A 24558-nucleotide genomic window follows, 5' to 3' on the forward strand; every position below is an offset into this window, starting at 1 on the left:
AGGCGGATGGTTTCCGCCGCCGGGGTGCGCGGCAGGCCCGGCATGGTCATGATCTCGCCGCAGACCGCAACGATGAAGCCCGCACCGGCCGACAGGCGCACTTCGCGCACCGGCACCGAGTGGCCCACCGGCGCACCGCGCAAGCTCGGGTCGGTCGAGAAGGAGTACTGGGTCTTGGCCATGCAGACCGGCAGGTTGCCGTAGCCCGCGTCTTCCCATTCCTTCAGCTGGTTGCGGATCTTGTTGTCCGCCAGCACCTCGTCAGCGCGGTAGATGCGCTTGGCGATGGTTTCGATCTTCTCGAACAGCGGCATGTCGTCCGGGTAGATCGGCGAGAAGTTGGCGGAACCGGCGTCGACGATCTCGACAACCTTCTCGGCCAGCGGCGCGGAGCCCTCGGAGCCCAGCTCCCAGTGGCGCGACAGCACTGCCTCGACGCCGTGGGTGGCGCAGTAGGCTTTGACCGCGTCAACTTCGGCATCGGTGTCGGTGACGAAGTGGTTGATCGCAACCACAACCGGCACGCCGAAGGACTTGACGTTCTCGATGTGGCGGCCGAGGTTGGCGCAGCCGGAGTTCACCGCATCGACGTTCTCGGCACCGAGGTCTGCCTTGGCAACGCCGCCGTTCATCTTCATCGCGCGCACGGTGGCCACCAGCACCACTGCGGAGGGTGCGATGCCTGCCTTGCGGCACTTGATGTTCATGAACTTCTCGGCGCCGAGGTCCGCACCAAAGCCTGCTTCGGTGACGACATAGTCGGCAACCTTCAGCGCGGTCTTGGTGGCGATCACGGAGTTGCAGCCGTGCGCGATGTTGGCGAACGGGCCGCCGTGCACGAAGGCCGGGTTGTTTTCCAGGGTCTGCACCAGGTTCGGCTGCATCGCGTCTTTCAGCAGAACGGTCATTGCGCCCTCTGCCTTGATGTCGCGGCAGTAGACCGGGGTCTTGTCGCGGCGGTACGCCACGATGATGTCGCCCAGGCGCTTTTCCAGGTCCTTGAGGTCGTTCGCGAGGCAGAGGATCGCCATCACTTCCGACGCCACGGTGATGTCAAAGCCGGCTTCGCGCGGGAAGCCGTTGGACACACCGCCCAGCGACGCGGTGATCTGGCGCAGGGCGCGGTCGTTCATGTCGACCACACGGCGCCATGCGACGCGGCGGGTGTCGATGTCGCACTCGTTGCCCCAGTAGATGTGGTTGTCGATCATCGCCGACAGCAGCGAGTGGGCCGAGGTGATGGCGTGGAAGTCGCCGGTGAAGTGGAGGTTCATTTCCTCCATCGGCACGACCTGGGCATAGCCGCCGCCTGCAGCGCCGCCCTTCATGCCGAAGTTCGGGCCCAGCGAGGCTTCGCGGATACAGATCATCGCGTTCTTGCCGATCCGGTTCAGACCGTCGCCCAGACCCACGGTGGTGGTGGTCTTGCCTTCGCCCGCCGGTGTCGGGTTGATCGCGGTCACCAGGATCAGCTTGCCGTCTTCCTTGGACTGCACAGAGTCGATGAACGCCTGGCTCACCTTCGCCTTGTCATGGCCGTAGGGCAGCAGGTCATCGCTGGAAATCCCGATCTTCGCGCCAATCTCCTGGATCGGCTTCTTCTGCGCCTCACGCGCAATCTCGATGTCACTCTTGTAGCTCATGGCAAGGTTCCTGCTGAGTTTGCATACAATCGCCGGCACGGGAATGCCGGTTTGGCGGTAGACTTAGCCAAAATGCGGCACAATACGCGCGTGATTTCCGACATTATCACGCCTTGATGCGGCGTGGGGTCTTTCGCAGGCCCTGCCAAGGTTCCTTAAAGGAAACGGAATTCCCCAAAACTAGCCACCTAGGGCGCCCAGGCGCGCTGATCCGGTACAAAGAGCACAAGTTCGCTGCCCAGATGCAGGGAGCCGGGACGTTCGACCCAGGCGGTGATTCCCCGGCGATTCTGTGCGGCGGGCTTGAAGCGCGCGCCAAAGCCTGTGTGGTCTTTCTCAATCTCGCGGCCCGGCAGCACGCAGGGACGGTTTTCCATGTCCACCGTCAGCGTTACCCCGTCCGGTCCCTGCAGACGCGAGGACGGCGGCACGAAGGTGAAGTCCGGGATGCCGCGCAGCACGATGGTTGCGCCCAGATGCGCAGGGTTAACGCTGTCCATCCCCATGTCCGCCGCGATTAGGGCCAGTTCCCCTTCCGACAGGATGGTCAGCTGGCGCACGTTGCGGATTTCGGTGCCTTCCGGGTACAGGTTCCTGACCCGCACGCAGGAGGGGCGGTTCCCGCCCTCGTGGCGCCCGCCGGCAATGCCGCCAAAGCCGAGGTCCAGATGATCTGCGGGCACCGCCTGCAGGCCGCTGTCCGCGGGCACATGGCCCAGCCAGGTAATCTGTCCTGTGAATTCCGTTTTCCGCAGCACCGGCATGCCCGCTCTCCCTCGCATAAGTCTTTGACGTTGCAGTGAGCATACAGGCGGCGCGGACCGGCACCAGTGGTGCCGCGATGGTTTTTTGTGGTCCCGCAGTTCAGCGCCGGAAATGAAAAACCCCCGGAGGCCAGCGGCATCCGGGGGTCAAAGCCTTGGGTCATCAGGCGGAGGGCTCAGGCTCCATGCCGCCCTCTGGCGGGGTCTTTTTGGGCTTCGCCTTGGGGATCGCGGTGACCGAGGCGTTGCCCTGATCCTCGCTGTCGTCCTCATCGTCGCCGGCCTGCGGCGGCTCGCCGTTCATCACCCGCTTGATCTCGTCGCCGGTCAGGGTTTCGTATTCCAGAAGGCCCTGCGCCAGACGCTCCCATTCCTCGTTCTTGTCCTTGAGGATCTCCAGCGCCTGCTCATAGCCCTGCTGGATGAAGCGTTTGACCTCTTCCTCGATCAGCTCCTTGGTGTTCGCCGAAACCGAGAAACCCGCAGTGTTGCCGGAGTAGCCTTCATGGGCCTCGGCATAGTCGATGTTGCCGACCTTGTCCGACATGCCCCAGCGCAGCACCATGGCACGGGCCAGCTGGCTGGCCTGCTGGATGTCGCCGGCCGGACCGTTGGAGACATGGTCCTCGCCATACTTGATGACTTCGGCTGCCTTGCCCGCCATGGTCATTGCCAGTTTCTGCTGGCACTCATCGCGGTGGTAGTTCAGCCGGTCCATTTCGGGCAGCGACACCACCATCCCCAGAGCGCCGCCGCGCGGGATGATCGTTGCCTTGTAGACTGGATCGCACAGCGGCAGGGCCAGACCGACAACGGCATGGCCGGCCTCGTGATAGGCGGTCTTTTCCTTCTGGTCCTGGGTTAGCACCATCGAACGGCGCTCGGCCCCCATCATCACCTTGTCCTTGGCGGATTCGAAATCCTCCATAGTGACAAAGCGGCGGCCGACACGGGCGGCCATCAGCGCCGCCTCGTTCACGAGGTTGGCCAAATCGGCACCGGAGAACCCAGGCGTGCCGCGGGCGATGATGCGCAGGTCCACATCGGGCCCGAGCGGAGTCTTGCGGGCATGCACGCCAAGGATCTTTTCCCGGCCCTTAATGTCGGGGTTGCCGACGGTCACGTTGCGGTCAAAGCGGCCGGGGCGCAGCAGCGCCGGGTCCAGCACATCCTTGCGGTTGGTGGCGGCCAGGATGATGACGCCTTCGTTAGCCTCGAAACCGTCCATCTCCACCAAGAGCTGGTTCAAGGTCTGCTCGCGCTCGTCATTGCCGCCGCCATAGCCGGCGCCGCGGTGGCGGCCCACCGCGTCGATCTCGTCAATGAAGACGATGCAAGGCGCGTTTTTCTTGGCCTGTTCGAACATGTCGCGGACACGGGAGGCGCCGACGCCAACAAACATCTCGACGAAGTCGGAACCGGAGATGGTGAAGAACGGCACGCCCGCCTCGCCCGCAATGGCGCGGGCCAGCAGGGTTTTACCGGTGCCCGGAGGGCCGACCAGCAGCGCGCCCTTGGGGATCTTGCCGCCGAGGCGGGAGAACTTCTGCGGGTTGCGCAGGAATTCGACGATCTCTTCCAGTTCTTCCTTGGCCTCATCAATGCCTGCCACGTCATCAAAGGTGACGCGGCCGTGCTTCTCTGTCAGCATCTTGGCCTTGGATTTGCCGAATCCCATGGCGCCGCCTTTGCCGCCGCCCTGCATCCGGTTCATGAAGTAGATCCAGACGCCGATCAGCAGCAGGAACGGCAGCAGCGTGATCAGGAAGGACTGGAAACCCGACTGCTGCTGCTTTTCAGCGCGCACCGGGATGTTCTTCTCGATCAGAAGAGCGGTGACTTCGGCATCGGCCGGTTTGATGGTCACATAGTTTTGCCCGTCCGAGGTCGTGTAGCGCACCTGTTCCCCATCCAGCGTGACAGTGCTGACCTTGCCGGTCTCCACCGAACTCACGAAGTCCGAGAAAGTGCGTTCACGGCTCTGCATCGTGCTGCCGGAACCGCTGAACAGATTGAACAGCGCCAGAATCAGCAGAAACAGAACAACCCAAAAGGCGATATTGCGAGCGTTGCCCAAGGAAAGTTCTCCCTATCAGTAAGGCGCACCTGTCAGGCCGCCTGCGTTGAGCTTAAAATAAGGATCATTCGAGCAGGTTCAATGCGATAAAAGGGATGCAAAGAACTCTTCTTCATTTGCCACCGGTTCGGCCGTCCAGCCATTGCCCATTCCGGCCACCGGCGCAGCCGCCAGTTCGGCACCGCGCCACACGGCAGGCGAGGCCTCCAGAACGGTTCCCGGAACCCCGGTTGCGCGCCAGGACGGACAGCTGAACAGCCCGTCGCGCCCCAGGGGCCGCACTTCGCAACCCTTTGCATCGCCTCCGAAAACCTTCCATCTGTCATCCCAGATCTGGCCGGGAAGCGAGGTCACGCCTGCAACCGCATTGGCTTCGCGGCAGATCCAAATCTGTTTGGAGGTTGTCAGAAGGTGGCAGCCGGCAACTGTAGCCGCGCCGCCGCCGCGCGCCGCCAGAACGGCGATTTCCATCGGCACCCGGCGCGGCGGATAGGAGGTGCCTGACACCCATTGGATGGCCTTGACCAGCAGGCGGTAGCCGGTTTCGCCGGGGAGAGTGCGGAACTTCCGCTGGCAAAGAACCACCGCGCCGGCCTGCACATGGGCCATGTCGCGGGCGGCCAGGAAGACGTACCAATCCAGCGCTTCGCGCGCCTTGTTCATGTTTTCGGCAACCCGGGACAGCACCGTCGGCGTCAGGCCCAGCGGTGCCAGTTCCGCCAGGGCGCGGCGTGCCCGCACCCGTTCATAGCGGATGTCGCTGTTGCTGGGATCCTCGCACCATTCGATGCCGCGCTCCTGCAGGAACTGGCGCAGTTCGCTGCGGGTCACTTCCAGCAGCGGCCGCACCAGGGTAACGCCCTTGTGCACGCGGCGCGGCGGCATGCCGGAAAGCCCCGACACGCCAGAGGCCCGGGCCATGCGCATCAGCAGGGTTTCGGCCTGATCGTCCGCTGTATGCGCCACGCAGAGGGTGGAAATACCGATGCGCCGGGCCCAGGCACACAGCAGATCATAGCGCGCTTCGCGCGCTTGTTTCTGCAGGTTGCCCTTGCCGGGACCATCCTCCCACCGGATCACCTCGTGCGTGATCCCAAGTTCAGAAGCAACTTCGCCAACCCAGGCGGCTTCAGCCGCTGATTCCTCCCGCAAACCGTGGTCCACAGTCGCGGCAAGGAGCTCAACCGGCTCACCTTGGAAGGCTTCTTTCATCAGATGCAGCAGCGCCATGGAATCACTGCCGCCGGAGACGGCAATGCCCAGCTTGCCAGTCAGCCTGGACTGGAACTGGCCGCGCAGCAGTCCCAGGATATCGCGCCGCAGCCCGGTCAAGAACAGCCCAGTTTGGCCATTTCTGCCGCGGCCTCAGCCTGCTGCGCAGCGCCGGGGAACCGCACTCCGACTTCAGACAGCGTGACACAGGCCTGATCGGTCTGGCCCAAGCGGCCCAGGGCCGCGCCCAGTTCGAACAGCGCCTTGGGGGCCACAGGCCCGGCGGAGTTTCCGGTAAACGCCGCCAGATAGGCCCGCGCTGCTTCGCGGGTGTCACCCAGACCGTCCAGCGCCTTGCCGCGGCTGAATTCGGCAGCGGGTGCCAGCGGGCTGCCTGGATAGGACTGGTTGAAGGCCGCGAATTTCTCTGCCGCGTCCTGATACGCGCCGTCCGCCAGAAGCTTTTCGGCGGCATCAAAGTCCGCCTGCTCGCCAATGGCCAGCTCTCCGGCCGCCGGTTCGGTGCCGGCCGTGCCGGCCACCGCACCCGAGCCGCCAGCGGCAGGCAATTCCCCGCCGCCCAGCGTGGTGGTTTCCTTCAGCGCGCCGACATCGCCGCCTTCCAGCTCAACCAGGCGGAACTCCAGGTCGCCGATCCGGTTGGTGCCATCAGTGACGATCCGGTCGACCCGGTGGCCCAGCTGCTCGGTCTGCAGCGTCAGCCGCTGCAGTTCGCTCTCGATCGCGGCAACCCGGTCCAGAACCGTGTCGCCTGACACATTCGCCGAGGGGGCGCCTGTCGTCGACATCTCGCGCTTCAGCCGCTGGATTTCGACATGCAGAACGGTCAGCTCCTGGCGGATGTCCGCCAGCGTTTGGCTGTCCTGCGCCGCCAGCGGCAGCGGCAGGGCCAGAACGGAGGCCAGAAGAACTGTGCGCAGGCGTTTCATCGCGTTACCCCGTCAGCCCGCCGGCCAGCACGGTGACCGCGCGGCGGTTCTTGGAATAGCAGGCCTCGTTTGAGCAGATCTCCAGCGGGCGTTCCTTGCCGTAGCTGACGACCTTCAGGCGGTGGCCTGCAACCCCTTGCGAAATCAGGTATTCCCGCGCGGCATTGGCGCGGCGGGCACCCAGGGCCAGGTTGTACTCGCGGGTGCCCTGCTCATCGGCGTGGCCCTCGATGGTGACAACATAATCGGCGTTCTGGGTCAGCCAGCGCGCCTGGCCCTGAAGGATGCCTTGTGCCTCAGGCGTCAGCGTCGACTGGTCCACAAGAAACAGAACCCGGTCGCCGATGGACTGCTGGAAATAAGCCGGGCTTGCCGGATCCAAGGCCCCTGCCCCGGCACCCGCCCCTGCGCCGGCTCCGCCGCCGTTTGCCGTATCATCCCACCGGTTGTTGCTGCAGGCCGCAAGGCCCAGGACGGCAACAGCCGCAATTGCCAATTTCAAACCGCTCATGTTGTCTGCCTATCCCTTTGCGTTTCTTGACCGGAAATTAACATATGCCCGGTTCAGGTTCCATGCGGGTATCCCCGCCTTATAGATTCAATTAATTCTGCAATGGCGACCAGGCCGGGTCAGAGGCCCCGTCCGGTGTCTTCACAGGTTTAAGGTTGCGCCCGGTGATGTCCACCGAATAGAGCAGCGCCCGCCCGGCACTGCCCTGGCTTTCGCGGGTGAACATGATCACCCGGCCATTGGGCGCCCAGGTCGGCCCCTCGTCCAGGAAGGACGCTGTCAGCAGCCGTTCCTCGCTGCCGTCGGTGCGCATCACGCCGATGTGGAAACGGCCCTTGTTCTGCTTGGTAAAGGCAATCATGTCGCCGCGCGGCGACCAGACGGGCGTGCCATAACGGCCCTGGCCAAAGCTGATCCGCCGCGCCTCGCCGCCGCCTGCCGGCATGACATAGAGCTGCTGGCTGCCGGAGCGGTCGCTTTCGAATACGATCTGGCTGCCATCCGGTGAAAACGACGGCGCGGTCTCGATCGACGGGGCCGAGGTCAGCCGCGACTTAGCCCCGGTTTGGATATCCATCGAGAACAGGTCGGTATTGCCGCCCTGGGTCTGCGAATAGACGATGGTGCGCCCGTCGGGCGCAAACCGCGGCGCAAAGCTCATGGTGCCGTCTCCGCTGGACAGCACCTTGCGCTGCACCTGGCCCACGTCCAGCACATGGATCTGCGGGAAGCCGCTCTCATAGCTGGTATAAAGCACCCGGTCGCCGGTGGGCGAGAACCGCGGCGCCAGCACGATCGAGGCGCTGTTGGTCAGGTACTGCACATTGGCACCGTCGTAATCCATCACCGCCAGCCGCTTGCGGCGGTCGTTTTTCGGCCCGCTTTCAGAGACATAGACCACACGGCTGTCGAAATAGCCGCTTTCACCGGTGATCCGGCTGTAGATCGCATCCGCCACCTTATGCGCCATCCGCCGCCAGCCGTCGGTGGTGCCATTGAACTGCAGGCCGGTGCCCAGCTCTTTCTCGGCGAACACATCATGGCCGCGGAACCTGACCGTCAGCTGATTGCCGTTGACGCTGACTGCGCCGGTGATCAGCGCCTGCGCATTCACGGCTTTCCAGTCGGCGTATTTCACCGGGTTGTCGAAGCCCGTCACCTTGGAGATATGGGCGCTGGCCGGCACTTCCCGGAACAGGCCGGTGCCGCTCAGGTCCGCTGCGATAACCCGCGCGATCTGCGCCGCAAATTCCGAGGCTGCCGGGGTTTCCGGCACGAAATCCGGCACTGCATAGGGCAAGGGTTCGATCACGCCCTGGTCGATCTCGATGCGAAGCGGGCCGTCCTGAGCCATGGCCGCGCCCGCGCCTGCCGCGGCTGCGGCTCCGATCAGAAGGGCTGCCAGTATTTTCCTCATTTGATCCGCATCCTTTCAGGATTGAATGTCATCTCAATATCGCGCCATTGCGCGTATTTTTCAGGGGGAAGCTGAAAGCCTGAGGACCCGCAGCGGATAATCGCCCGCCGGGCCGCCTCATAGGCCTGCTTTGCCGCCGCCGAAGACCCGCCGGTGCTGGACAGCATCCGGATCGAGCCGGTGTCCGGCTTGCCGTCCTGGGACAGCGACACACCAACCACCACGGTGGTCTTCAGCGCATCGGTCGAGAGCGAGCCAACGTTCCAGCAGCGCGACACCTCGACCCTCAGCGCGTCCTTTTCGCCCAGCGTCAGCGGCGGGCCGGAGGGTTCCGGCGCCTCCACATCGGCGCCGCCCGCCAGCGCCTCGGCCAGCGCATCCGCCACTGCATCGGCAGTATCCGTCTGCTCTGTTTCAACCGGCTGCGCCGCTTCTGTCACCTGCGGTTCCGGGTCCGGCTGGGGCCGGGCGGGCCGGGTCTTGGGCCGTTTGGAGACCGCGGGCGCGGCGGAGGCTGCCACATCCTCGCCCTCGTTTTCCTCGGTCACAATGCGGTCGCTGGCTGCTTCGCGCGCAGTGGCGTCCTGCACGTCCTGCTCAGTCTCGGCGCCTTCTTCCGGCGCCACCTCGGGCTGGACGATATCGTCGATCCTGGTGTCCGGTTCCGGCGGCACAACCGGTTCCGGCGCCACCCGGTCCACCGGGCGCGGCGCCGTTTCGGGCCGGACCTGCGGTACCAGGGAGGCCACATCCGGCTCTTCCGCAGCAGAGGGCAGCTCGATCGGCACTTCCGGTTCAGGCGGCTGTTCCGGCAGCTCTGTTACCTGCGGATCCGGCTCTGCCGGGGCAATGGGTTCCGGCTGGGTGATTTCCGGTTCCGCATCCGGCTGCGGTGCCGGTTCCGGCGCGGGCTGCACCGCGGCGGGCTCGTTCAGCGGAGCAGGCTCCGGCGACACCTGCGGCGCCTCACGCTGCTGGCTCAGCTTCTCGAATTGCTCGGATGAAATCAGCGCGACCTGCTGCACGTTGGACGGCAAGGGTTCGGACGGAAACCAGGCACCGAAGACAACCCATGTCATCAGCACCCCGTGCCCGGCAAGTGAGATCTTGGTTCCGGTCTGCACCGTCCGCGTCCCCGCCTACTGCCCTGTGCTTTCAGCCCGCTGCCCGTCCAGCGCCGGGCCACCGGTGTCAGTGACCAGCCCCACGTTGGAAAAACCGCCCGCATTCAGCGCGCCCATCACCTGCATCACGTCCGAATAGGCAATCCGCCCGTCGGCGCGCAAGAACACCCGGTCCGAGGAGCGCTCTGCCGCAATCGCGCGCAGTTTGGCCACCAGTTCCTCGCGCGCGACCGGCGTGGTTTGGATTTCCACGCCGCCCTCGGCGGTCATGGTAACGGTCAGCGGTTCTTCCTCGTCGCCGGGCAATGCGCCCGCGGCGGTCTTGGGCAGTTCCACCGGCACGCCCACGGTCATCAGGGGGGCTGCCACCATGAAGATGATCAGAAGCACCAGCATGACGTCCACAAAAGGCGTCACGTTGATTTCGGACATCGGCCGGCCGCGTCCGCGGCGGCGGCCCCGGCGGCGGTTGCCGCCTCCCGAAGGCTGCTGGACTGCGGCGCCCATCGCCTCAGGAATCCAGCTGGCGGCTGAGGATGGTGGCGAACTCGTCGGCAAAGGCCTCGTAGCCGCCAATGATGCGGTCGCTGTCCGCGCTCAGCTTGTTGTAGAAAACCACAGCGGGGATCGCCGCCAGCAGGCCCAGCCCGGTCGCCATCAGCGCCTCGGCAATGCCCGGCGCCACAACGGCGAGGTTGGTGTTTTGCTGTTCTGCGATCTCGATGAAGGCGGTCATGATGCCCCAGACGGTGCCGAAGAGGCCAATGAACGGCGCAGTGGAGCCAACAGTTGCCAGCACCGACAAACCGCCCTGCAGCCCTTCGGTTTCCTTGGCGATCGCCACATCCATCGACCGGTCAATGCGCGCCTGCGCGCCGGGGATCAGCCCGCCGTCGCTGCGGTGGCTGCGCCGCCATTCGGTCATCCCGGCCGAGAAGATCCGCGCCGCCTGGCCGGGCGGCTCTGCGCCCACTTGGTCAAACAGCTCATCCAGCGGATTGCCGGACCAGAAGGCGCGGTCAAAGGCGTCTGCCTCCCCGCGCGCTTTGCGGTAGTTTATCGTTTTCTGAATGATGATGCCCCAGGACCAGACCGAGGCCACGATCAGCATCAGCATCACCAGTTTCACGGTTACGGTGGCCCGCGCGAAAAGGCCCCACATGGAGAAATCAATCTCCTGCGCCAGCGCCAGAGTTTCTGCTTCCATTCGCCTGCTCTACGGTTTTCCCAGCCGTTTATCCGGCCTTATTTGGCAAGACGCTAGCGCAGTTCAATGGCAAAGGCCAATAAAACAGGCGGCCGGGCGCCAAATGTTACCGCAATGCGCGAATCTCTGCCGGAAGCCGGGCCGGTTTGCCGCCTGTGGTTATGCAAACAATGGTGACCTGGGCGCGAAACAGCACCTGGCCGTCCCGTGCGACCTCCTGATTCAGGACCATCCGGGCAGGGGTCACGTTGTGCATTGAGGTGATGACCAGCAACTCCTCGTCGAACTTGGCAGGCGCCAGGTAATCCGCCTCGATCCGGCGCACCACATAGATCAGCCCTGCCTCGCGCATGGCGTTCTGATCGACCCCGATGCCGCGCACCCAGTCACTGCGGGCGCGCTCGATGAAGCGCAGGTAGTTGGCGTGATAGACAATCCCGCCCATGTCGGTGTCCTCATAGTAGACCCGGACGGGAAATTGGTGGTTCATTGCCTGCTCTCCTGCGTTTGCCCGCGCACCCTATGGGCGGCGCCAAACCGCTGCAAGCCGACTCATCCCTCTAGCGGATACTCCGCCAAGTTGTCATACCGCGCGCCCTCTGGCGCCAGCGTCGATTGGAACAGCGCAAAGCTCTCCGCTTCGCACTGCAGCCGGAACTCCGATGCCGCGGCCAGAAAACGGGCAACCTTCTGCACCTGCCCCGCCTCCATGTGCCGGGGAAAACGCGCCAGGGTCACATGGGGGCGGAAGCGTTCGCGGGACAGCTCGATCCCGGCAGTGCGGCAGGCGCTGCGGACGTGGTCGCGCAGGCGGGTCAGCTCCGGCGTTTTCCGCACCTCTGCCGCCAGCACCCGCGGAAGCTTGCCGCCAAAGGTGTCCAGACCGTTGAAGGTCAGCTGCAGGGGCGGCACGCTGATCTCTGCCAGAAGCTGATGCAGGGCCTGCAGCGCGGCCTCCGGCTGGTCATCGAGGAAGGCCAGCGTCAGGTGCATGTTCTCTGCGGGGACTTGGCGTCCCACGGTCAGCCGCTCCTGCACGCGTTCCAGCGCATCCAGGGCTGAGTCCGGCAGCGGCAGGCCGACAAAGGCGCGCATCAGCTCTGCGGCGGTTCCGCCGGCGCCTGAAGCCGCGCAAACAGCCGCAGGGCATGGGATTTATCCTCCGCCGCAACCGGCATCATCCGGTCGTAAGCGGCCGCGATTACTCCCGCGATTTCGGGCCGCAGGATGGTGGCGCCGGTCTCCGGCAGAACCGCCAGCGGCGAGGCCTCGGCGAAGGCCGCATCGCCCCACATCAGCGCCGCCTGCACCGCCTGGGCGAGCGCCAAGGTTTCAGCGGGCATCTGCGCCATTGGTCCCTTCATCCGCAGGAACACAAACGCCGCCTTGATGCCGCCCTGATCGTCAAAGCGAAAGGCGCGGTACTGGCTGGCATCACCGTCTCTCAGCCGTGCGACCAGCGTCTGCAGCCCCGGGATCAGCCGGTCAAGGTCCGGCACCTCCAGCAGTTCCTCCCACTCGCGGAAAAAGAAGAACATCAGGTTGGAGCCCAGCTCCGGGTCGGTTTCGGCCATCTGGTGGCCTGCCAGCGTCATCACTGCTTCCAGTGCGCCCTTGACGGTCTTCAGGGTCTCGTCCTGCACCCCGAACACAATCGGCGCCACCGGCCGGCCCCAGCGGGCAAAGGCGTAGGCGCCGTCGTTGCGGGTGAACAGGGTTTCGATCTGCTCCGGCGTCAGGTCTGGCAGCTGGGCGGTCATGGGTGTCTCCTTGGTCTTGCCCCGTCTATGCCGTCTGTACGCCGGGACAGCAAGGGGAAGGCTCCCGCGCCTGGCCGGCCTCCTGGCTGCGCCTGGCCGCCGGCAGCAGCCTTGGGCCCGGCGCCGCAGGCGCGGCGCAGTGCATTCAGATAGGTCAGCAATATTGCCCGAATGTTTCGCGCGCGAAACATTTGGACAGAAAGACTGACACAACTTATAGTGGCAAATCCCAGTTTTACCCGAACAGGTCGTTCTGGCTGCGCGGCGGTGGCATGCCGAGGTGGGTCCAGGCCTTTTGCGCCAGCATCCGTCCGCGCGGGGTGCGCTGGATCAATCCCTGCTGCAAGAGATAGGGCTCGATCACCTCCTCCAGCGCATCGCGGCTCTCGCTGAGGGCCGCCGAGATTGTCTCAATCCCCACCGGTCCGCCGCCGTAGTTTTCCGCGATCAGCTTCAGATAACGGCGGTCGGCACCGTCCAGCCCCAGCTGGTCCACCCCCAGCCGCGTCAAGGCACCGTCGGCCAGCTCCCGGGTGATGGTGCCGTCGCCCTCCACAACCGCGAAGTCCACCACGCGGCGCAGGAGCCGCCCGGCGATCCTGGGGGTGCCGCGGGCGCGCCGCGCGATTTCGCGGGCGCCGGCGTCATCGGCGGGGGCGCCCAGTTTGCGGGCGTTGCGGCTGACGATCTCAAACAGCTCGTCGATGGTGTAGAACTGCAGCCGGGTCGGGATGCCGAAGCGGTCGCGCAGCGGCGTGGTCAGCAGCCCCATGCGAGTGGTGGCACCAACGAGGGTGAAGGGCTGCAGTTCGATCCGCACGGTGCGCGCTGCCGGGCCTTCGCCAATCACAAGGTCCAGCTCAAAGTCCTCCATCGCCGGGTAGAGCACCTCCTCCACCGCCGGGTTCAGCCGGTGGATCTCGTCGATGAACAAGACGTCGCGGGCTTCGAGGTTGGTGAGGATCGCTGCCAGGTCGCCTGCCTTGGCCAGCACCGGGCCGGAGGTCATGCGGAAGTTCACGCCCAGCTCGCGCGCCACGATCTGAGCGAGCGTAGTTTTGCCAAGGCCCGGGGGACCGTGGAACAGCGTGTGATCCATCGCCTCGCCGCGGCGGCGGGCGCTCTCGATGAAGACGCGCAGGTTGGCGCGGGCCTCAGCCTGGCCGATGAACTCGCCCAGGCCCTGCGGGCGCAGGGCGCGGTCGTTGTCTTCCGGCAACGGCTCGGGGCGCAAGGCGGGGTCGGCGTCAATCATGTCAATGTTTCCGCAATTAGAGGGAACCCGGAAAGGGCAGCGCCCATCCCGGCGGGGCAGGAAGCGAAGCGCCCGCCCCGAGGGGGGCGGGACGGGCGCTGCCCGGCCTCTTGGCCGGGTCGGGCATCCGATATCCGCAACAACTTACATCACCCTTTCGGCGCCAGCAGGCGCAGCGCGGCGCGGATCAGTTCCGGCTCATCCGCATCCGGATAGGTCGCAGCCGCCTCCGCCACCGCAGCCGCGGCATCCGAGGGGCCGTAGCCCAGATTGCCCAAGGCCGACAACGCCCCGGCGGAAGCAGCCGCCGCACCGCTGGGTTTCTTGGGCGGCGCCTTGCGGGCCGGCTTCGCAGCAGGCGCGGGATCGGCATCCTCGACCACCTCCAGCCCTGGGCCGTCCATCGCGTCCACCACGGTGCCACCCATCGCCATCACGCCGGGCGCCTTGTCCTTGAGATCCAGCACGATGCGCTGCGCGGTCTTGGGGCCGACGCCCTTGGCGGCCTTTACCGTGGCCCAGTCCCCCAACGCAATCGCGCGGCTCACCCCGTCCGGCCCCAGCGCGCCGAGAATGGCCAGCGACACCTTGGCGCCGACACCTTGCACCGAGGTCAGCAGCCGGTGCCATTCCTTCTCCACCAGCGAGGTGAAGCCGTAAAGCTGCATCAGGTCCTCGCGCACCACCATGTCAGTGTAGAGCGCGATGGCTTCGCCCACACCCGGCAAAGCCGCCATGGTGCGGTCGGAGCAGTAGACGATGTAACCAACGCCGCGCACGTCGATCAGCACGTGATCCTGCGCCCGGTAGTCGAGCCGCCCTGTCAGCTTGCCGATCATGCGCGTTTCTCCCTTAGCTGGCGCTGCTGCGTGCCGCCGTAGTAGGCGTGGCAGATCGCAATCGCCAGCGCATCTGCGGCATCAGCGTTCTTGGGAAGGCACCCCGGCAACTGCAGCTTGACCATATGCATCACCTGCTCCTTCTCGGCGTGACCCACACCCACCACCGTTTTCTTGACCCGGTTCGGGGCGTACTCGCCCACCGGCAGACCCGCCTTGGCCAAGGTCAGCAGGGCCACCCCCCGCGCCTGGCCCAGCTTCAGCGTGCCGGCGCCGTCCTTGTTCACGAAAGTCTGCTCGATCGCTGCCTGGTCCGGGGCGAATTCCTCGATGATCTCGGAAACCTGGTTGTGCAACGACAACAGACGCTCGCCCAGATCGTCGCCGTCAGAAGTGCAAACACCATTGGCAACATGGCTCAGCCGGCTGCCGCGCGATTCGATTACGCCCCATCCAAGGTTCCGCAACCCCGGATCAATTCCCAAAATCCGCATGATCTGCCTGCCCTTGCCCGCGAGCCGGCCCGCTGGCCGGAAATTATTTTGACCCAGCACTAGCACAAAAGGCGAACATGTCCAATTGCTTTCATAGCTGATTGTTTCCGGGAATCCTGCAGCTGCGGCCTGGAAACGACCCTTCATACTGGCGGGAACGACATTTTCGGGCCCATTCGGAGCCTGGCCGTAAACCCCTTATTTACAAGGCAAACAGCTATGCAGTTAGTGCATATGACACATGCAATTTCAGGCCTTGCTGCGCTGATTTTTCGCCACTAGATGCCCGCCATCGCAATGACGCGACGGATGCTAACAGCTAATCAGAGGACACGGATATGGCCGCATTTGATACCACCCGCACCACCTATGGTTCCACCGGCCTGTTTGGCCGTTTCGGCGATCTGTTCGCCGCTGCAACCGGCGCCTTCGCCGCCTGGAACGACGCCCGCGTGACCCGCAACGCGCTGAACGGCCTGTCCGACCGCGAGCTGGCCGACATCGGCATGTGCCGCGGCGACATCGATGGCGTCGCCACCGGCAAAACCGTCTTCTGAGACATCCCTGATTTCCGCCCTGCCTCCTCCCTCGGGGCGATTAGGGAAACGCCGCGGACCTGCAATGGCCGCGGCGTTTTTTATTGGCGCGGCCGTGCAGCCAGCCGCCGGCACAGGAAAAGGCCGCCTGCCCCGTGAGCAGCGGCCTTTCACACTCTTTCCTGCAGTTTGATCCGGGTCAGCGCAGCACTGGCCCGATCTTCTGAGCGATGTAAACGGAAGCAGGATCAGCCTGCATGATGAAGGCCCCCGCGCGCTCAAGCGCACTGCCTTCGGCAAGGGTCCTGACCCTTTCGTCATAGCTGCCAAAACCAAGCGCTGCCATCAGGAAGCCCTTGAACAGCAGGAAGGCCCCGGCAAAGATCACCACGGTGCGGGCCGAGATCCGGGACTGCACCCGGCGCGGCTGAATCACCAAGAGCCCATCCGGCCGCATCTTCGCGGAAAAGCCTTCGGACATGGCCGTATGCTTGCGGTTGATATGCTTCAAACGCGATTGGAACGTATCACGATGTTCGCCCATCACTAGTCTCCGAACTGGCCCCCACCAGCGGATGGCCCATCATTGGCTAAAAATGCGGCAAAAGTGGGGCAAGCCCCTCAAATTTGCCGTAAACTTAGTTCAATCAGCCCGCTTTACGGAGAAGTAACGTTGTCCATTCACCAATTTCGTCCCGGCGCGCCAGATTGGCGCCGTTCTGTGCATAAACGCTGACCACGTCATCGGCCTGCTCGTTCAGGATTCCGGAGAGAATCGCATAACCGCCGGGACGCAGATTCGCCGTCAGATCCGGCGCCAGGGCCACCAGCGGGCCTTTCAGGATATTGGCGAAGATCAGGTCATAGGGCGCCTGCGCCTGCAACTCCGGGTTGTCGAAACCCGCTGCCTCTAGGCAGGTGACTTGGCCTTCCATACCGTTGGCCTTGAGATTGGCCTCAGCCACCTCGACCGCGACCTCGTCGATGTCGCTGGCCAGGATGGTGCCATCCCAAACGCGCGCTGCGGCCATTGCCAGCACCGCGGTGCCGCAGCCGATGTCAGCCACCTTTTCGCCGCGGAAGCCCTCGTCCAGAAGATGGTCCAGCGCCTTGAGGCAGCCCAGCGTGGTGCCGTGGTGGCCGGTGCCGAACGCCATTGCCGCCTCGATCAGCAGCGGGATCTTGTCTGCGGGCAGCTTGTCCGCGTCATGGGAGCCGTAAACGAAGAAGCGGCCGGCCTCGACCGGCGCCAGTTCGCGGCGCACATGGGCGACCCAGTCGGTTTCCGGCACCTCTGAGACCACAAAGGGTTTGGCCTCATGCATCGCAGCCAGCAGGGCGAGGCCTGCCTCGTCGGGGGCTTCGGTGAAATAGCCGCCAACCTCCCACAGGCCGGAGCCGTCCTCCATCTCAAAGACGCCGATGCCGGTAGGTTCCGGGATGAGCCGCTCCATGGCTTCGCCCAGCGCTTCGGCCTGGGCTTTTGCAGTGAGCGTGGTGAGGGCGGTGAATGTGGGCATGGCGTTGCTCCTGAAACTGTTGCCAAGCGCCTAGGCTGCCGCGCGGCCCGCGTCAAGCATCCGCCTGGCCTGAGGCCAGGCAGCGCCCGCGCTCACCCCGTGCGCGGGCGCTCCGCCCCTTGGCGGGGCGGAAGGGTCATTCCGCCGGCGCAGGCCGCGCGTATTTGCTGAAGATGGTCTCGTTGCCGGGTTCCGGATGGCGCGGGATCAGCAGCGACAGGGACAGCGACACCAGCGCCATGGCGGCCGCCAGGGCAAAGACCAGGCCCGGCTCATAGACCCAGAGGAGGCCAAGCAGCACCGGCAGGAACACCGCGGCGATGTGGTTGATGGTGAAGGCTACGGCCGCCGTGGGGGCGATATCGCCCGGGTCGGCGATTTTCTGGAAGTAGGTCTTGAGCGCCAGCGCCAGGGCAAACAGCACATGGTCCACCACATAGAGCACAGCCGCAATCACCACACCCCAGCCGAACCAGTAAATGCCGCCATAAGCCGCAAAGACGATGGCGAGCCCTGCGTATTCGAAAATCAGCGTGCGGCGCTCGCCAAAGGCGGCCACGGCCTTACCCAGAACCGGCGCAACGGTCATGTTGATCACCAGGTTGATCAGGTAAAGCCCGGTCAGCTCATGCACCTCAAAGCCGAACTTCTCGACCATCATGAAGCCTGCAAAGACCACAAAGATCTGCCGCCGGGCGCCCGCCATGAACTGCAGCGCGTAGTAGAGCCAGTAGCGCTTGCGCAGGATCAGCTTCTTGGTCTGCGGGTGCGGCGCGTCGAACTGCGGATAGGCAAAGAGCGCAAATAGCGCGATGGCAGCGGTCAGCCCGCCTGCGGCCAGGAACACGGTGTTGTAGCTGAGGCCCAGGCTCTCCCAGGTCAGCACGATCAGCCCGTAGACCACCAGCGTTGCCGCCGACCCGGCCGCCACCAGCCAGCCCAGCGTCTGCGGTGCGCGGTCCTTGGGCAGCCATTGCAGCTGCAGCGACTGGTTCACCGTCTCGTAGTAGTGAAAGCCGATGGAGCTGAGAAGCGTCACCATCAGCAGGCCGCCGAGCGAGGGGAACCAGGCGGTGACTGCGGTGGCCACCCCCAGCATCACCAGAGAAATCAGCCCCAGCACCTGCTCGCGCACGAACAGGATCACCGCGATCACACCAACGGCCAGGAAACCGGGGATCTCGCGCACGGTGTGCAACAGACCGATGTCGGCGCCGTCGAAATTGGCCGCTTCGATCACGAAGTTGTTGAGCAGCGCGCTCCAGGTGTTGAAGGCAATCGGCATCGCCAGCGCCATCAGGAACAAAAGCGTCACCGGGCGGCGCCAGAACGGGAGGCCCTGGGCCTCGGAGAGGGGCATCGGTTTGAACATGAGCAAGGGTTTACGCCTGTTCAGCCGGTCTGGCGAGGGGGAAAACCCGCCTGCACATCAAGCTCCGCATCAGCGCGCAGAGACGGCCAATGCGAGGCTCTGCCTCGCGCTCCGGGATATTTCGGGCAGCGGAAGGCCACTTGTTTCTGGTCAGAAATACCCCGGGGAGGCCGCAGGCCGGGGCACCCCCACCTGCGCGGATCAGAAGAAGCTCTGCGGGTCGATGTCGATGCTGAGGCGCAAGTCGCCCTTCAGCCGCAGCGGCGCGGTCCAGCGGGCCAGCGCCTCCTGCAAAGGCACGCCTTTCGGCGCCTTGACCAGCAGGCGCACACGGTGGCGGCCGCGGACGCGGGCGATGGGGGCCGGGGCGGGGCCGAACAGCTGCGCACCGATCTGGCGCAGCGGTCCGTCGTTGCGGGCCATCGCATTGCCGAGGTCAAAGACCGCCGCCAGATCCGGCCCGGACAGGATGATCCCGGCCATCCGGCCATAGGGCGGCACGCCAGCGGCCTGACGCTCGGCGGCTTCTGCTTTCCAGAAGCTTTCCTCATCCCCAGACAGGATCGCCCGGATCACCGGGTGCTCCGGCTGGAAGGTCTGCATCAGGGCCTCGCCCGGGCGTTCGGCGCGCCCTGCCCGGCCTGCCACCTGACGCATCAGCTGAAAGGTCCGCTCTGCCGCGCGCAGGTCGGACCCCTGCAGGCCAAGGTCGGCGTCAATCACCCCCACCAGCGTCAGCAAAGGGAAGTTATGGCCCTTGGCGACCAGTTGGGTGCCGAGGATGATGTCGGCTTCGCCTGCGGCGATCTCCTCGATCCGGCTTTTCAGCGCGCGGGCAGAGCCGAACAGGTCGGAGCTGAGCACCGCGATGCGCGCCTCCGGGAACAGGGCTGTGGCTTCCTCCGCCAGCCGCTCGATGCCGGGGCCGACCGGGGCCATCTTGCCCTCCACCTCGCAGGAGGGGCAGGCCTCCGGCACGGGTTTGGTCTCGCCGCACTGGTGGCACATCAGCCGCTTCATGAAGCGGTGCTCCACCATCCGCGCATCGCAATGGTCGCAGGCCACCTGCGCGCCGCAGGCGCGGCAGATGGTAACCGGGGCAAAGCCGCGGCGGTTGAGGAACAGGAGCGATTGCTCACCGCGTTCCAAGCGCAGTTTCATTGCCTGTTTCAGGGTTGGCGAGATCCAGGTGGAGGGCAGCAGGTCCTCTGACCGCATATCCACTGCGCGCATGTCCGGCAGCACCGAAGCGCCGAAACGGGAGGTGAGGTTCAGACGGTTGTACTTGCCGGCCTCGGCATTGGCCCAGGTCTCAAGCGAAGGCGTGGCGGAGGCCAGCACCACCTGCGCCGAGCACATCGCCGCGCGCAGCACTGCCATGTCGCGGGCGTTGTACAGAACCCCGTCCTCCTGCTTGTAGGAGGTGTCGTGTTCCTCATCGACGATGATCAGGCCCAGGTCGCGGAACGGCAGGAACAGGGCTGAGCGGGCGCCGATCACCAGCTGGGCCGCTCCCTGCCCGACCATTTTCCAGACCCGGCGGCGTTCGGTCATGGTGGCGCCGGAGTGCCATTCAGCCGGTTTGGCGCCAAAGCGCGCCTCGACGCGGGTCAGGAACTCAGCGGTGAGCGCGATTTCCGGCAGCAGCACCAGCGCCTGCCGCCCGGCACGCAGGGCGGCGGCGACGGCCTCCAGATAGACCTCGGTCTTGCCGGAGCCGGTGACACCTTTGAGGAGCGTGGTGCCATAACGCCCGCTTTGGACGCCTTCGGCCAGGGCGGCGGCAGCCTTGGCCTGATCCTCGGTCAGCTGCTTGGAGGGCAGTTCCGGGTCGAGATGCGGATAAGGGGTGTCGCGGGGGGCTTCCTCCTCGCGCAGGGCGCCCTGCTTGACCAGCCCCTTCACCACCGAGGGTGTCACATCCGCCATATCGGCGAGTTCCCTGGGTGTGAAGGCGAGGCCGCCGTACTCCTCCAGCACCTCCAACACCCGGGTGCGGGCATCCGTCATCCGGTCCGGCACGCCCTCGCCCCGGCGCAGGATCTTGCGCATCGACGGCGGATCGGAAAGACCCGGCGCACGGGTGGCCAGCCGCAGCATCGCAGGCATGGGTGTCAGGGTGTAGTCGGCAGCCTTGCCAAGGAACTGGCGCATTTCGGTCCGCATCGGGGCCACATCCAGCACCCGGATCACCGAGCGCAGCTTGGCCGAATCGAAATCCCCGGCACCCGGCCCCCAGACCACGCCCAGCACCTTGCGCGGGCCCAAGGGCACCTCGACATAGGCGCCGAGGTAGCAGCCGCCCTCCGGCGCGCGGTAATCCAGCAGCCGGTCAAGGGGTTGCGTGGTCAGAACCCCAACCCTCTCGCCTGCCTGAAAGAACTCCTGCCCGCTCATACTGCTGCCTGTGTTGCCGCCCGTATTTCCATGAGGTAAAGGCTGTGGCGACCGAGGCCAACCCATCCAAAGGACTGCCCCATGAAATTCTTCGTAGATACTGCCGAGATCGGCGCCATTGCAGAGCTGAACGATCTGGGCATGGTGGACGGTGTCACCACCAACCCGTCGCTGATCAAGAAATCCGGCCGCGACATCATTGAGGTCACCAAGGAGATCTGCGATCTGGTCGACGGGCCGGTTTCTGCCGAGGTAACCGCCACAGATGCGGAAACCATGATCGCCGAAGGCCGCAAGCTGGTGGAGATCGCCGAGAACATCGCGGTGAAGGTGCCGCTGACCTGGGACGGCCTGAAGGCCTGCAAGACCTTGAGCGACGAAGGCCACATGGTGAACGTGACCCTGTGCTTCTCCGCCAACCAGGCGCTGCTGGCGGCCAAGGCAGGCGCGACTTTCATCTCCCCCTTCATCGGGCGTCTGGACGACATCAACCTGGACGGCATGGAGCTGATCGAGGACATCCGCACCATCTATGACAACTACGGTTTTGAAACCCAGATCCTGGCGGCCTCGATCCGCTCGGTGAACCATGTGCTGGATTCGGCCCGCATCGGCGCCGACGTGATCACCGCTCCGCCTGCCGTGATCAAGGCGATGGTGAACCACCCGCTGACCGACAAGGGCCTGGACGCCTTCCTGGCCGACATCAAGGCGGCAGAGATCAAGATCCTGTAATCTGTGGCCGCCAAAAAGCCAAAGTTACAGCACAAACAAGCCTTTGCCATCCTATCTGACAGGCTGGCAAAGGCACTTTCGTCTTATGGCTATGTCCCGCACCCAGCTTGGAAGCCAGGCTGGGAACCACACAATCAGGAATATGAAGCTGATTTTCTGGGGCCGGTTCGTGAAGATGGCATCAGGATAGTGAAATGCCTGTATCTGCCGCACGGCAGGCAGCTTATTGTTGAAGCATGGCATTTTCACTGCGCGTCTGCTGAAAGTTCAGCTGCAGCTTTGGGTAGCGACCCGCAGAAGTGGGGGAAAGCGCTGATCTCTTTGCCTTGGCGGAAAGCCGAAACGCGGGACCACCTCGGCTTCTTATCTTTGCTAACCTTCCCCAAACAGGTGAAGTTCAAGGCGGACGGCAAGCCCTCCAATCTTGAACAGATTTGGAGTGCACACGACAAACTGTTGCAGCCGACTCTCGATCAGATTCATCAGGAAGTCAGGGATCCGGCACGATTCAATTCGCCACTCGCAGCAACGGCTGAAAATTAGCCGTTGAGCAATTCAAGCGCGCATCCATACAGCAATTTCCGTACGCCCCGCATTTTTCCGCAGCATCAGGGAAATCCCGTGTTATAAACGGCACCAAACCCGTCAGAGGTCCGGAGCCGTAAGAGTTCACATGAGCAGTTCAAGCAATACAGTCAGCCTGGAAGACCAGTTGCGCGAGGCGATCCTCGCCAAACCCGATGCGGTGCTGGAGGATCAGCACCTGATGAACGCCCTGGTCGCCGCCAACGAGCGGGCGATGGGCTCCAATGTCGTCGACCTGCGCGGCATCGCGATGGAGCGGATGGCGGCACGGCTGGACCGGCTGGAGGATACCCACCGCTCGGTGATTGCCGCGGCTTATGACAACCTGGCCGGCACCAACCTCATTCACCGCGCCGTGCTGCGGCTGCTGGAGCCGCGCGATTTCACCGCCTTTTTGGCCTGCCTTGAGCAGGACATGCCGGAAATCCTGCGCGTCCATGCGCTGGCGCTGGTGCTGGAGACCGCCCAGCCCGGCGGCGCCGAGGTGGAGCGCAAGTCCGGCGCACTGAAGCTGGCAGGCCCCGGCTTTACTGAAAGCTATGCCGGCCAGCCCGGCAGCGACCGCCCCGTGACCCTGCGCCAGACCCAGGGCGGCAGCCCGCGGGTTTACGGGGCTAAGGCCGAATGGATCCGTTCCGAGGCCTGCTTGATGCTGGATTTGGGCAAAGGCCGCCTGCCCGGTATGCTGGTGATGGGATCGGAAGACCCGCATCAGTTTTCGCCGATGCAAGGCACGGACCTCCTGACTTTCTTTGGCGGCGTCTTTGAACGCTCGATGCGCTGCTGGCTGTCATGACGCTGATCTCGCCTGCCTGCCGGGATGCGCTGCAGCTGTGGCTGGAGCGGCTGGGCGGGCTGGAGGACGCCTCAGAAAACACCCTCACTGCCTACCGCGGCGATGTGACCGCCTTCCTTGCCTTCATGACCCAGCACAGCGGCGGGCCGCAGGGGCTGGGGGCGCTGGCGCGGATCACGACTTCGGACATGCGGGCCTGGATGGCGTCGGAGCGCAACTCCGGCACCGGGGCACGGTCGCTGGCGCGCAAGCTGTCGGCGGTCAAGAATTTCTACCGCTGGCTGGCAGAGCGTGAAGGGTTTGAGCCGGCCGCGGTGCTGCTGGCGCGCTCCCCCAAGTTCCAGAAAAAGCTGCCGCGGCCGCTGGCGCCGGAGGCGGCCAAGGCCGTCCTCGAAACCGTTGAGCTGCAGTCGCAGCAGGATTGGGTGGCGGCGCGGGACGTCGCCGTGGTGACGCTGCTGTATGGCTGCGGGCTGCGGATATCCGAGGCGCTTGGGCTGACGGGTGCGGATGCACCGCTGCCGCCGGTCTTGCGCATCCTGGGCAAGGGCCGGAAAGAACGCGTGGTGCCGGTACTGCCCGCCGCCCGCGATGCAGTGGAGCGTTACCTGTCGCTGTGTCCGCATCCGCAGGAGGCGAAGGCCCCCCTGTTCCGCGGCGTGCGCGGCGGCGCGCTGAACCCGCGCCAGATCCAGGGGGTGATGGCCAGGACCCGCGCCCAGCTGGGCCTGCCCGCCACCGCCACCCCGCACGCGCTGCGCCACAGCTTTGCCACCCACCTGCTGGAGGCGGGCGGCGACCTGCGCGCAATTCAGGAACTGCTCGGGCACGCGTCGCTGTCGACCACCCAGGCCTATACTGCGGTGGACACCACCCACCTGCTGGAAGTCTACAACAAGGCCCACCCGAAAGCGTGACTTGACCCCGCCCGCCTTGCTGGCCTTTGCTGTCAGCAGGAGGGTCTGCCATGCCCGATGAACACCCCGCACAAGTGGAACTGACCAGTATCCTGACCTGCCCCGCCTGCGGGCATCAGGCGGCAGAGGAGATGCCGCAGAACGCCTGCCAGTGGTTTCATGAGTGCCCCGCCTGCAAAACCCTGCTGCGGCCAAAGCCCGGCGATTGCTGTGTTTTCTGTTCCTACGGGACCGTTCCGTGCCCGCCGGTGCAAAAGGGGGACGGCTGCTGCGGCTGACCGGTTTACCGCCCGGTTGAATAAAATCCGCACTAATTTCCGCAGCAGGCAGCAAGCCTCTGTTAAGGCGCTGCAGGCCAGATGGCAGAAACCGATCCAGAAAGGATTCTGCCATGACCCCCGCCGGCTTTGCCGTTTTGTTTGCCGATGGCGCCCCCGCCGCCCCTGC

The 24558-nt window shown here is 64.9% G+C and carries 26 protein-coding genes; 6 read left to right on the forward strand and 20 right to left on the reverse strand.

Going from position 1 to position 24558, the window contains the following annotated elements; all coding sequences use genetic code 11:
- The 16 genes from RA25_RS19545 to ruvC all read right to left on the reverse strand — a co-directional run.
- Positions 1–1643 (reverse strand): formate--tetrahydrofolate ligase (locus RA25_RS19545; RefSeq protein WP_039174589.1); only part of this gene is annotated, 1643 nt, incomplete at its 3' end.
- Between the two features lie 188 nt (positions 1644–1831).
- Entirely contained in the window at positions 1832–2407 is a 576-nt protein-coding gene (locus RA25_RS19550) for an MOSC domain-containing protein (RefSeq protein WP_039174590.1), read from the reverse strand.
- Between the two features lie 163 nt (positions 2408–2570).
- The gene (gene ftsH / locus RA25_RS19555; RefSeq protein WP_019298088.1) at positions 2571–4484 is read right to left on the reverse strand and encodes an ATP-dependent zinc metalloprotease FtsH; all 1914 of its coding nucleotides are present in this window, start codon (positions 4482–4484) and stop codon (positions 2571–2573) included.
- A 78-nt stretch (positions 4485–4562) separates the two neighbouring features.
- Positions 4563–5816: a tRNA lysidine(34) synthetase TilS gene (gene tilS, locus RA25_RS19560; protein WP_082023112.1), complete on the reverse strand. Its 1254-nt coding sequence runs from the start codon at positions 5814–5816 to the stop codon at positions 4563–4565.
- Positions 5813–6646, reverse strand: a complete 834-nt coding sequence (ybgF, locus tag RA25_RS19565; protein ID WP_019298090.1) for a tol-pal system protein YbgF — start codon at positions 6644–6646, stop codon at positions 5813–5815. The genes tilS and ybgF overlap by 4 nt, the downstream gene beginning before the upstream one ends.
- A 4-nt stretch (positions 6647–6650) precedes the next feature.
- The gene (gene pal / locus RA25_RS19570; RefSeq protein WP_019298091.1) at positions 6651–7157 is read right to left on the reverse strand and encodes a peptidoglycan-associated lipoprotein Pal; all 507 of its coding nucleotides are present in this window, start codon (positions 7155–7157) and stop codon (positions 6651–6653) included.
- A gap of 91 nt (positions 7158–7248) precedes the next feature.
- Positions 7249–8574, reverse strand: coding sequence for a Tol-Pal system beta propeller repeat protein TolB (gene tolB, locus RA25_RS19575; RefSeq protein ID WP_039174591.1), 1326 nt, complete (start codon positions 8572–8574; stop codon positions 7249–7251).
- Positions 8571–9698, reverse strand: coding sequence for a hypothetical protein (locus tag RA25_RS19580; protein ID WP_039174592.1), 1128 nt, complete (start codon positions 9696–9698; stop codon positions 8571–8573). Before RA25_RS19580 ends, tolB begins: the two co-directional genes overlap by 4 nt.
- Before the next feature lie 15 nt (positions 9699–9713).
- Positions 9714–10205, reverse strand: a complete 492-nt coding sequence (tolR, locus tag RA25_RS19585; protein ID WP_019298094.1) for a protein TolR — start codon at positions 10203–10205, stop codon at positions 9714–9716.
- A 4-nt stretch (positions 10206–10209) separates the two neighbouring features.
- The gene (tolQ, locus tag RA25_RS19590) at positions 10210–10905 is read right to left on the reverse strand and encodes a protein TolQ (protein ID WP_019298095.1); all 696 of its coding nucleotides are present in this window, start codon (positions 10903–10905) and stop codon (positions 10210–10212) included.
- 106 nt (positions 10906–11011) lie between these two features.
- On the reverse strand, positions 11012–11395 hold the full coding sequence (gene ybgC, locus RA25_RS19595; protein ID WP_019298096.1) for a tol-pal system-associated acyl-CoA thioesterase: 384 nt from the start codon (positions 11393–11395) through the stop codon (positions 11012–11014).
- Positions 11396–11457: 62 nt separating this feature from the next.
- Positions 11458–12000: an RNA 2',3'-cyclic phosphodiesterase gene (gene thpR, locus RA25_RS19600; RefSeq protein WP_052254309.1), complete on the reverse strand. Its 543-nt coding sequence runs from the start codon at positions 11998–12000 to the stop codon at positions 11458–11460.
- Positions 12000–12665, reverse strand: a complete 666-nt coding sequence (locus RA25_RS19605; RefSeq protein ID WP_039174595.1) for a hypothetical protein — start codon at positions 12663–12665, stop codon at positions 12000–12002. Before RA25_RS19605 ends, thpR begins: the two co-directional genes overlap by 1 nt.
- A 235-nt stretch (positions 12666–12900) precedes the next feature.
- On the reverse strand, positions 12901–13920 hold the full coding sequence (gene ruvB / locus RA25_RS19610) for a Holliday junction branch migration DNA helicase RuvB (RefSeq protein ID WP_019298099.1): 1020 nt from the start codon (positions 13918–13920) through the stop codon (positions 12901–12903).
- A 149-nt stretch (positions 13921–14069) separates the two neighbouring features.
- Positions 14070–14759 (reverse strand): Holliday junction branch migration protein RuvA, encoded by a 690-nt coding sequence (gene ruvA, locus RA25_RS19615; protein WP_019298100.1) that lies wholly within the window; start codon positions 14757–14759, stop codon positions 14070–14072.
- Positions 14756–15253: a crossover junction endodeoxyribonuclease RuvC gene (gene ruvC / locus RA25_RS19620; protein WP_039150947.1), complete on the reverse strand. Its 498-nt coding sequence runs from the start codon at positions 15251–15253 to the stop codon at positions 14756–14758. Before ruvC ends, ruvA begins: the two co-directional genes overlap by 4 nt.
- 338 nt (positions 15254–15591) lie before the next feature.
- Between ruvC and RA25_RS19625 the strand changes: the two genes are divergently transcribed.
- Entirely contained in the window at positions 15592–15810 is a 219-nt protein-coding gene (locus tag RA25_RS19625; RefSeq protein ID WP_019298102.1) for a DUF1127 domain-containing protein, read from the forward strand.
- Between the two features lie 178 nt (positions 15811–15988).
- On the opposite strand, the gene RA25_RS19630 is transcribed toward RA25_RS19625, so the two are convergent.
- From RA25_RS19630 to RA25_RS19645, 4 genes are all read right to left on the reverse strand, one after another.
- Positions 15989–16333, reverse strand: coding sequence for a hypothetical protein (locus RA25_RS19630; protein WP_019298104.1), 345 nt, complete (start codon positions 16331–16333; stop codon positions 15989–15991).
- 103 nt (positions 16334–16436) lie between these two features.
- Positions 16437–17309, reverse strand: a complete 873-nt coding sequence (locus RA25_RS19635) for a 50S ribosomal protein L11 methyltransferase (protein WP_019298105.1) — start codon at positions 17307–17309, stop codon at positions 16437–16439.
- A gap of 136 nt (positions 17310–17445) precedes the next feature.
- Positions 17446–18681: an MFS transporter gene (locus RA25_RS19640; RefSeq protein WP_019298106.1), complete on the reverse strand. Its 1236-nt coding sequence runs from the start codon at positions 18679–18681 to the stop codon at positions 17446–17448.
- Positions 18682–18882: 201 nt separating this feature from the next.
- On the reverse strand, positions 18883–21078 hold the full coding sequence (locus RA25_RS19645) for a primosomal protein N' (RefSeq protein ID WP_039174596.1): 2196 nt from the start codon (positions 21076–21078) through the stop codon (positions 18883–18885).
- Positions 21079–21159: 81 nt separating this feature from the next.
- Between RA25_RS19645 and fsa the strand changes: the two genes are divergently transcribed.
- The 5 genes from fsa to RA25_RS23440 all read left to right on the forward strand — a co-directional run bounded on the left by fsa (position 21160) and on the right by RA25_RS23440 (position 24389).
- On the forward strand, positions 21160–21813 hold the full coding sequence (fsa, locus tag RA25_RS19650) for a fructose-6-phosphate aldolase (RefSeq protein WP_039174598.1): 654 nt from the start codon (positions 21160–21162) through the stop codon (positions 21811–21813).
- 3 nt (positions 21814–21816) lie between these two features.
- Complete coding sequence (locus tag RA25_RS22815; protein WP_152612247.1) at positions 21817–22356, forward strand: hypothetical protein; 540 nt, start codon at positions 21817–21819, stop codon at positions 22354–22356.
- A gap of 130 nt (positions 22357–22486) precedes the next feature.
- Positions 22487–23194: a DUF484 family protein gene (locus tag RA25_RS19660; RefSeq protein ID WP_039174599.1), complete on the forward strand. Its 708-nt coding sequence runs from the start codon at positions 22487–22489 to the stop codon at positions 23192–23194.
- The gene (locus tag RA25_RS19665; protein ID WP_019298111.1) at positions 23191–24111 is read left to right on the forward strand and encodes a tyrosine recombinase XerC; all 921 of its coding nucleotides are present in this window, start codon (positions 23191–23193) and stop codon (positions 24109–24111) included. Before RA25_RS19660 ends, RA25_RS19665 begins: the two co-directional genes overlap by 4 nt.
- Before the next feature lie 50 nt (positions 24112–24161).
- Positions 24162–24389 carry a GDCCVxC domain-containing (seleno)protein gene (locus RA25_RS23440; protein ID WP_019298112.1) on the forward strand — a complete coding sequence of 76 codons (228 nt, stop codon included), beginning with the start codon at positions 24162–24164 and terminating at the stop codon, positions 24387–24389.
- Positions 24390–24558: the final 169 nt, after the last annotated feature.

Source organism: Leisingera sp. ANG-S5 (assembly GCF_000813925.1).
In the GTDB taxonomy this organism is placed as follows: domain Bacteria; phylum Pseudomonadota; class Alphaproteobacteria; order Rhodobacterales; family Rhodobacteraceae; genus Leisingera.

Coding starts and splice junctions, on each gene's coding strand:
- RA25_RS19550 (WP_039174590.1), bottom strand. CDS start 2,407: ATGCCGGTGCTGCGGAAAACGGAATTCACAGGACAGATTACCTGGCTG.
- ybgF (WP_019298090.1), bottom strand. CDS start 6,646: ATGAAACGCCTGCGCACAGTTCTTCTGGCCTCCGTTCTGGCCCTGCCG.
- pal (WP_019298091.1), bottom strand. CDS start 7,157: ATGAGCGGTTTGAAATTGGCAATTGCGGCTGTTGCCGTCCTGGGCCTT.
- tolB (WP_039174591.1), bottom strand. CDS start 8,574: ATGAGGAAAATACTGGCAGCCCTTCTGATCGGAGCCGCAGCCGCGGCA.
- tolR (WP_019298094.1), bottom strand. CDS start 10,205: ATGGGCGCCGCAGTCCAGCAGCCTTCGGGAGGCGGCAACCGCCGCCGG.
- tolQ (WP_019298095.1), bottom strand. CDS start 10,905: ATGGAAGCAGAAACTCTGGCGCTGGCGCAGGAGATTGATTTCTCCATG.
- ybgC (WP_019298096.1), bottom strand. CDS start 11,395: ATGAACCACCAATTTCCCGTCCGGGTCTACTATGAGGACACCGACATG.
- thpR (WP_052254309.1), bottom strand. CDS start 12,000: ATGCGCGCCTTTGTCGGCCTGCCGCTGCCGGACTCAGCCCTGGATGCG.
- RA25_RS19605 (WP_039174595.1), bottom strand. CDS start 12,665: ATGACCGCCCAGCTGCCAGACCTGACGCCGGAGCAGATCGAAACCCTG.
- ruvB (WP_019298099.1), bottom strand. CDS start 13,920: ATGATTGACGCCGACCCCGCCTTGCGCCCCGAGCCGTTGCCGGAAGAC.
- ruvA (WP_019298100.1), bottom strand. CDS start 14,759: ATGATCGGCAAGCTGACAGGGCGGCTCGACTACCGGGCGCAGGATCAC.
- ruvC (WP_039150947.1), bottom strand. CDS start 15,253: ATGCGGATTTTGGGAATTGATCCGGGGTTGCGGAACCTTGGATGGGGC.
- RA25_RS19625 (WP_019298102.1), top strand. CDS start 15,592: ATGGCCGCATTTGATACCACCCGCACCACCTATGGTTCCACCGGCCTG.
- RA25_RS19630 (WP_019298104.1), bottom strand. CDS start 16,333: ATGGGCGAACATCGTGATACGTTCCAATCGCGTTTGAAGCATATCAAC.
- RA25_RS19635 (WP_019298105.1), bottom strand. CDS start 17,309: ATGCCCACATTCACCGCCCTCACCACGCTCACTGCAAAAGCCCAGGCC.
- RA25_RS19640 (WP_019298106.1), bottom strand. CDS start 18,681: ATGTTCAAACCGATGCCCCTCTCCGAGGCCCAGGGCCTCCCGTTCTGG.
- RA25_RS19645 (WP_039174596.1), bottom strand. CDS start 21,078: ATGAGCGGGCAGGAGTTCTTTCAGGCAGGCGAGAGGGTTGGGGTTCTG.
- fsa (WP_039174598.1), top strand. CDS start 21,160: ATGAAATTCTTCGTAGATACTGCCGAGATCGGCGCCATTGCAGAGCTG.
- RA25_RS19660 (WP_039174599.1), top strand. CDS start 22,487: ATGAGCAGTTCAAGCAATACAGTCAGCCTGGAAGACCAGTTGCGCGAG.
- RA25_RS19665 (WP_019298111.1), top strand. CDS start 23,191: ATGACGCTGATCTCGCCTGCCTGCCGGGATGCGCTGCAGCTGTGGCTG.
- RA25_RS23440 (WP_019298112.1), top strand. CDS start 24,162: ATGCCCGATGAACACCCCGCACAAGTGGAACTGACCAGTATCCTGACC.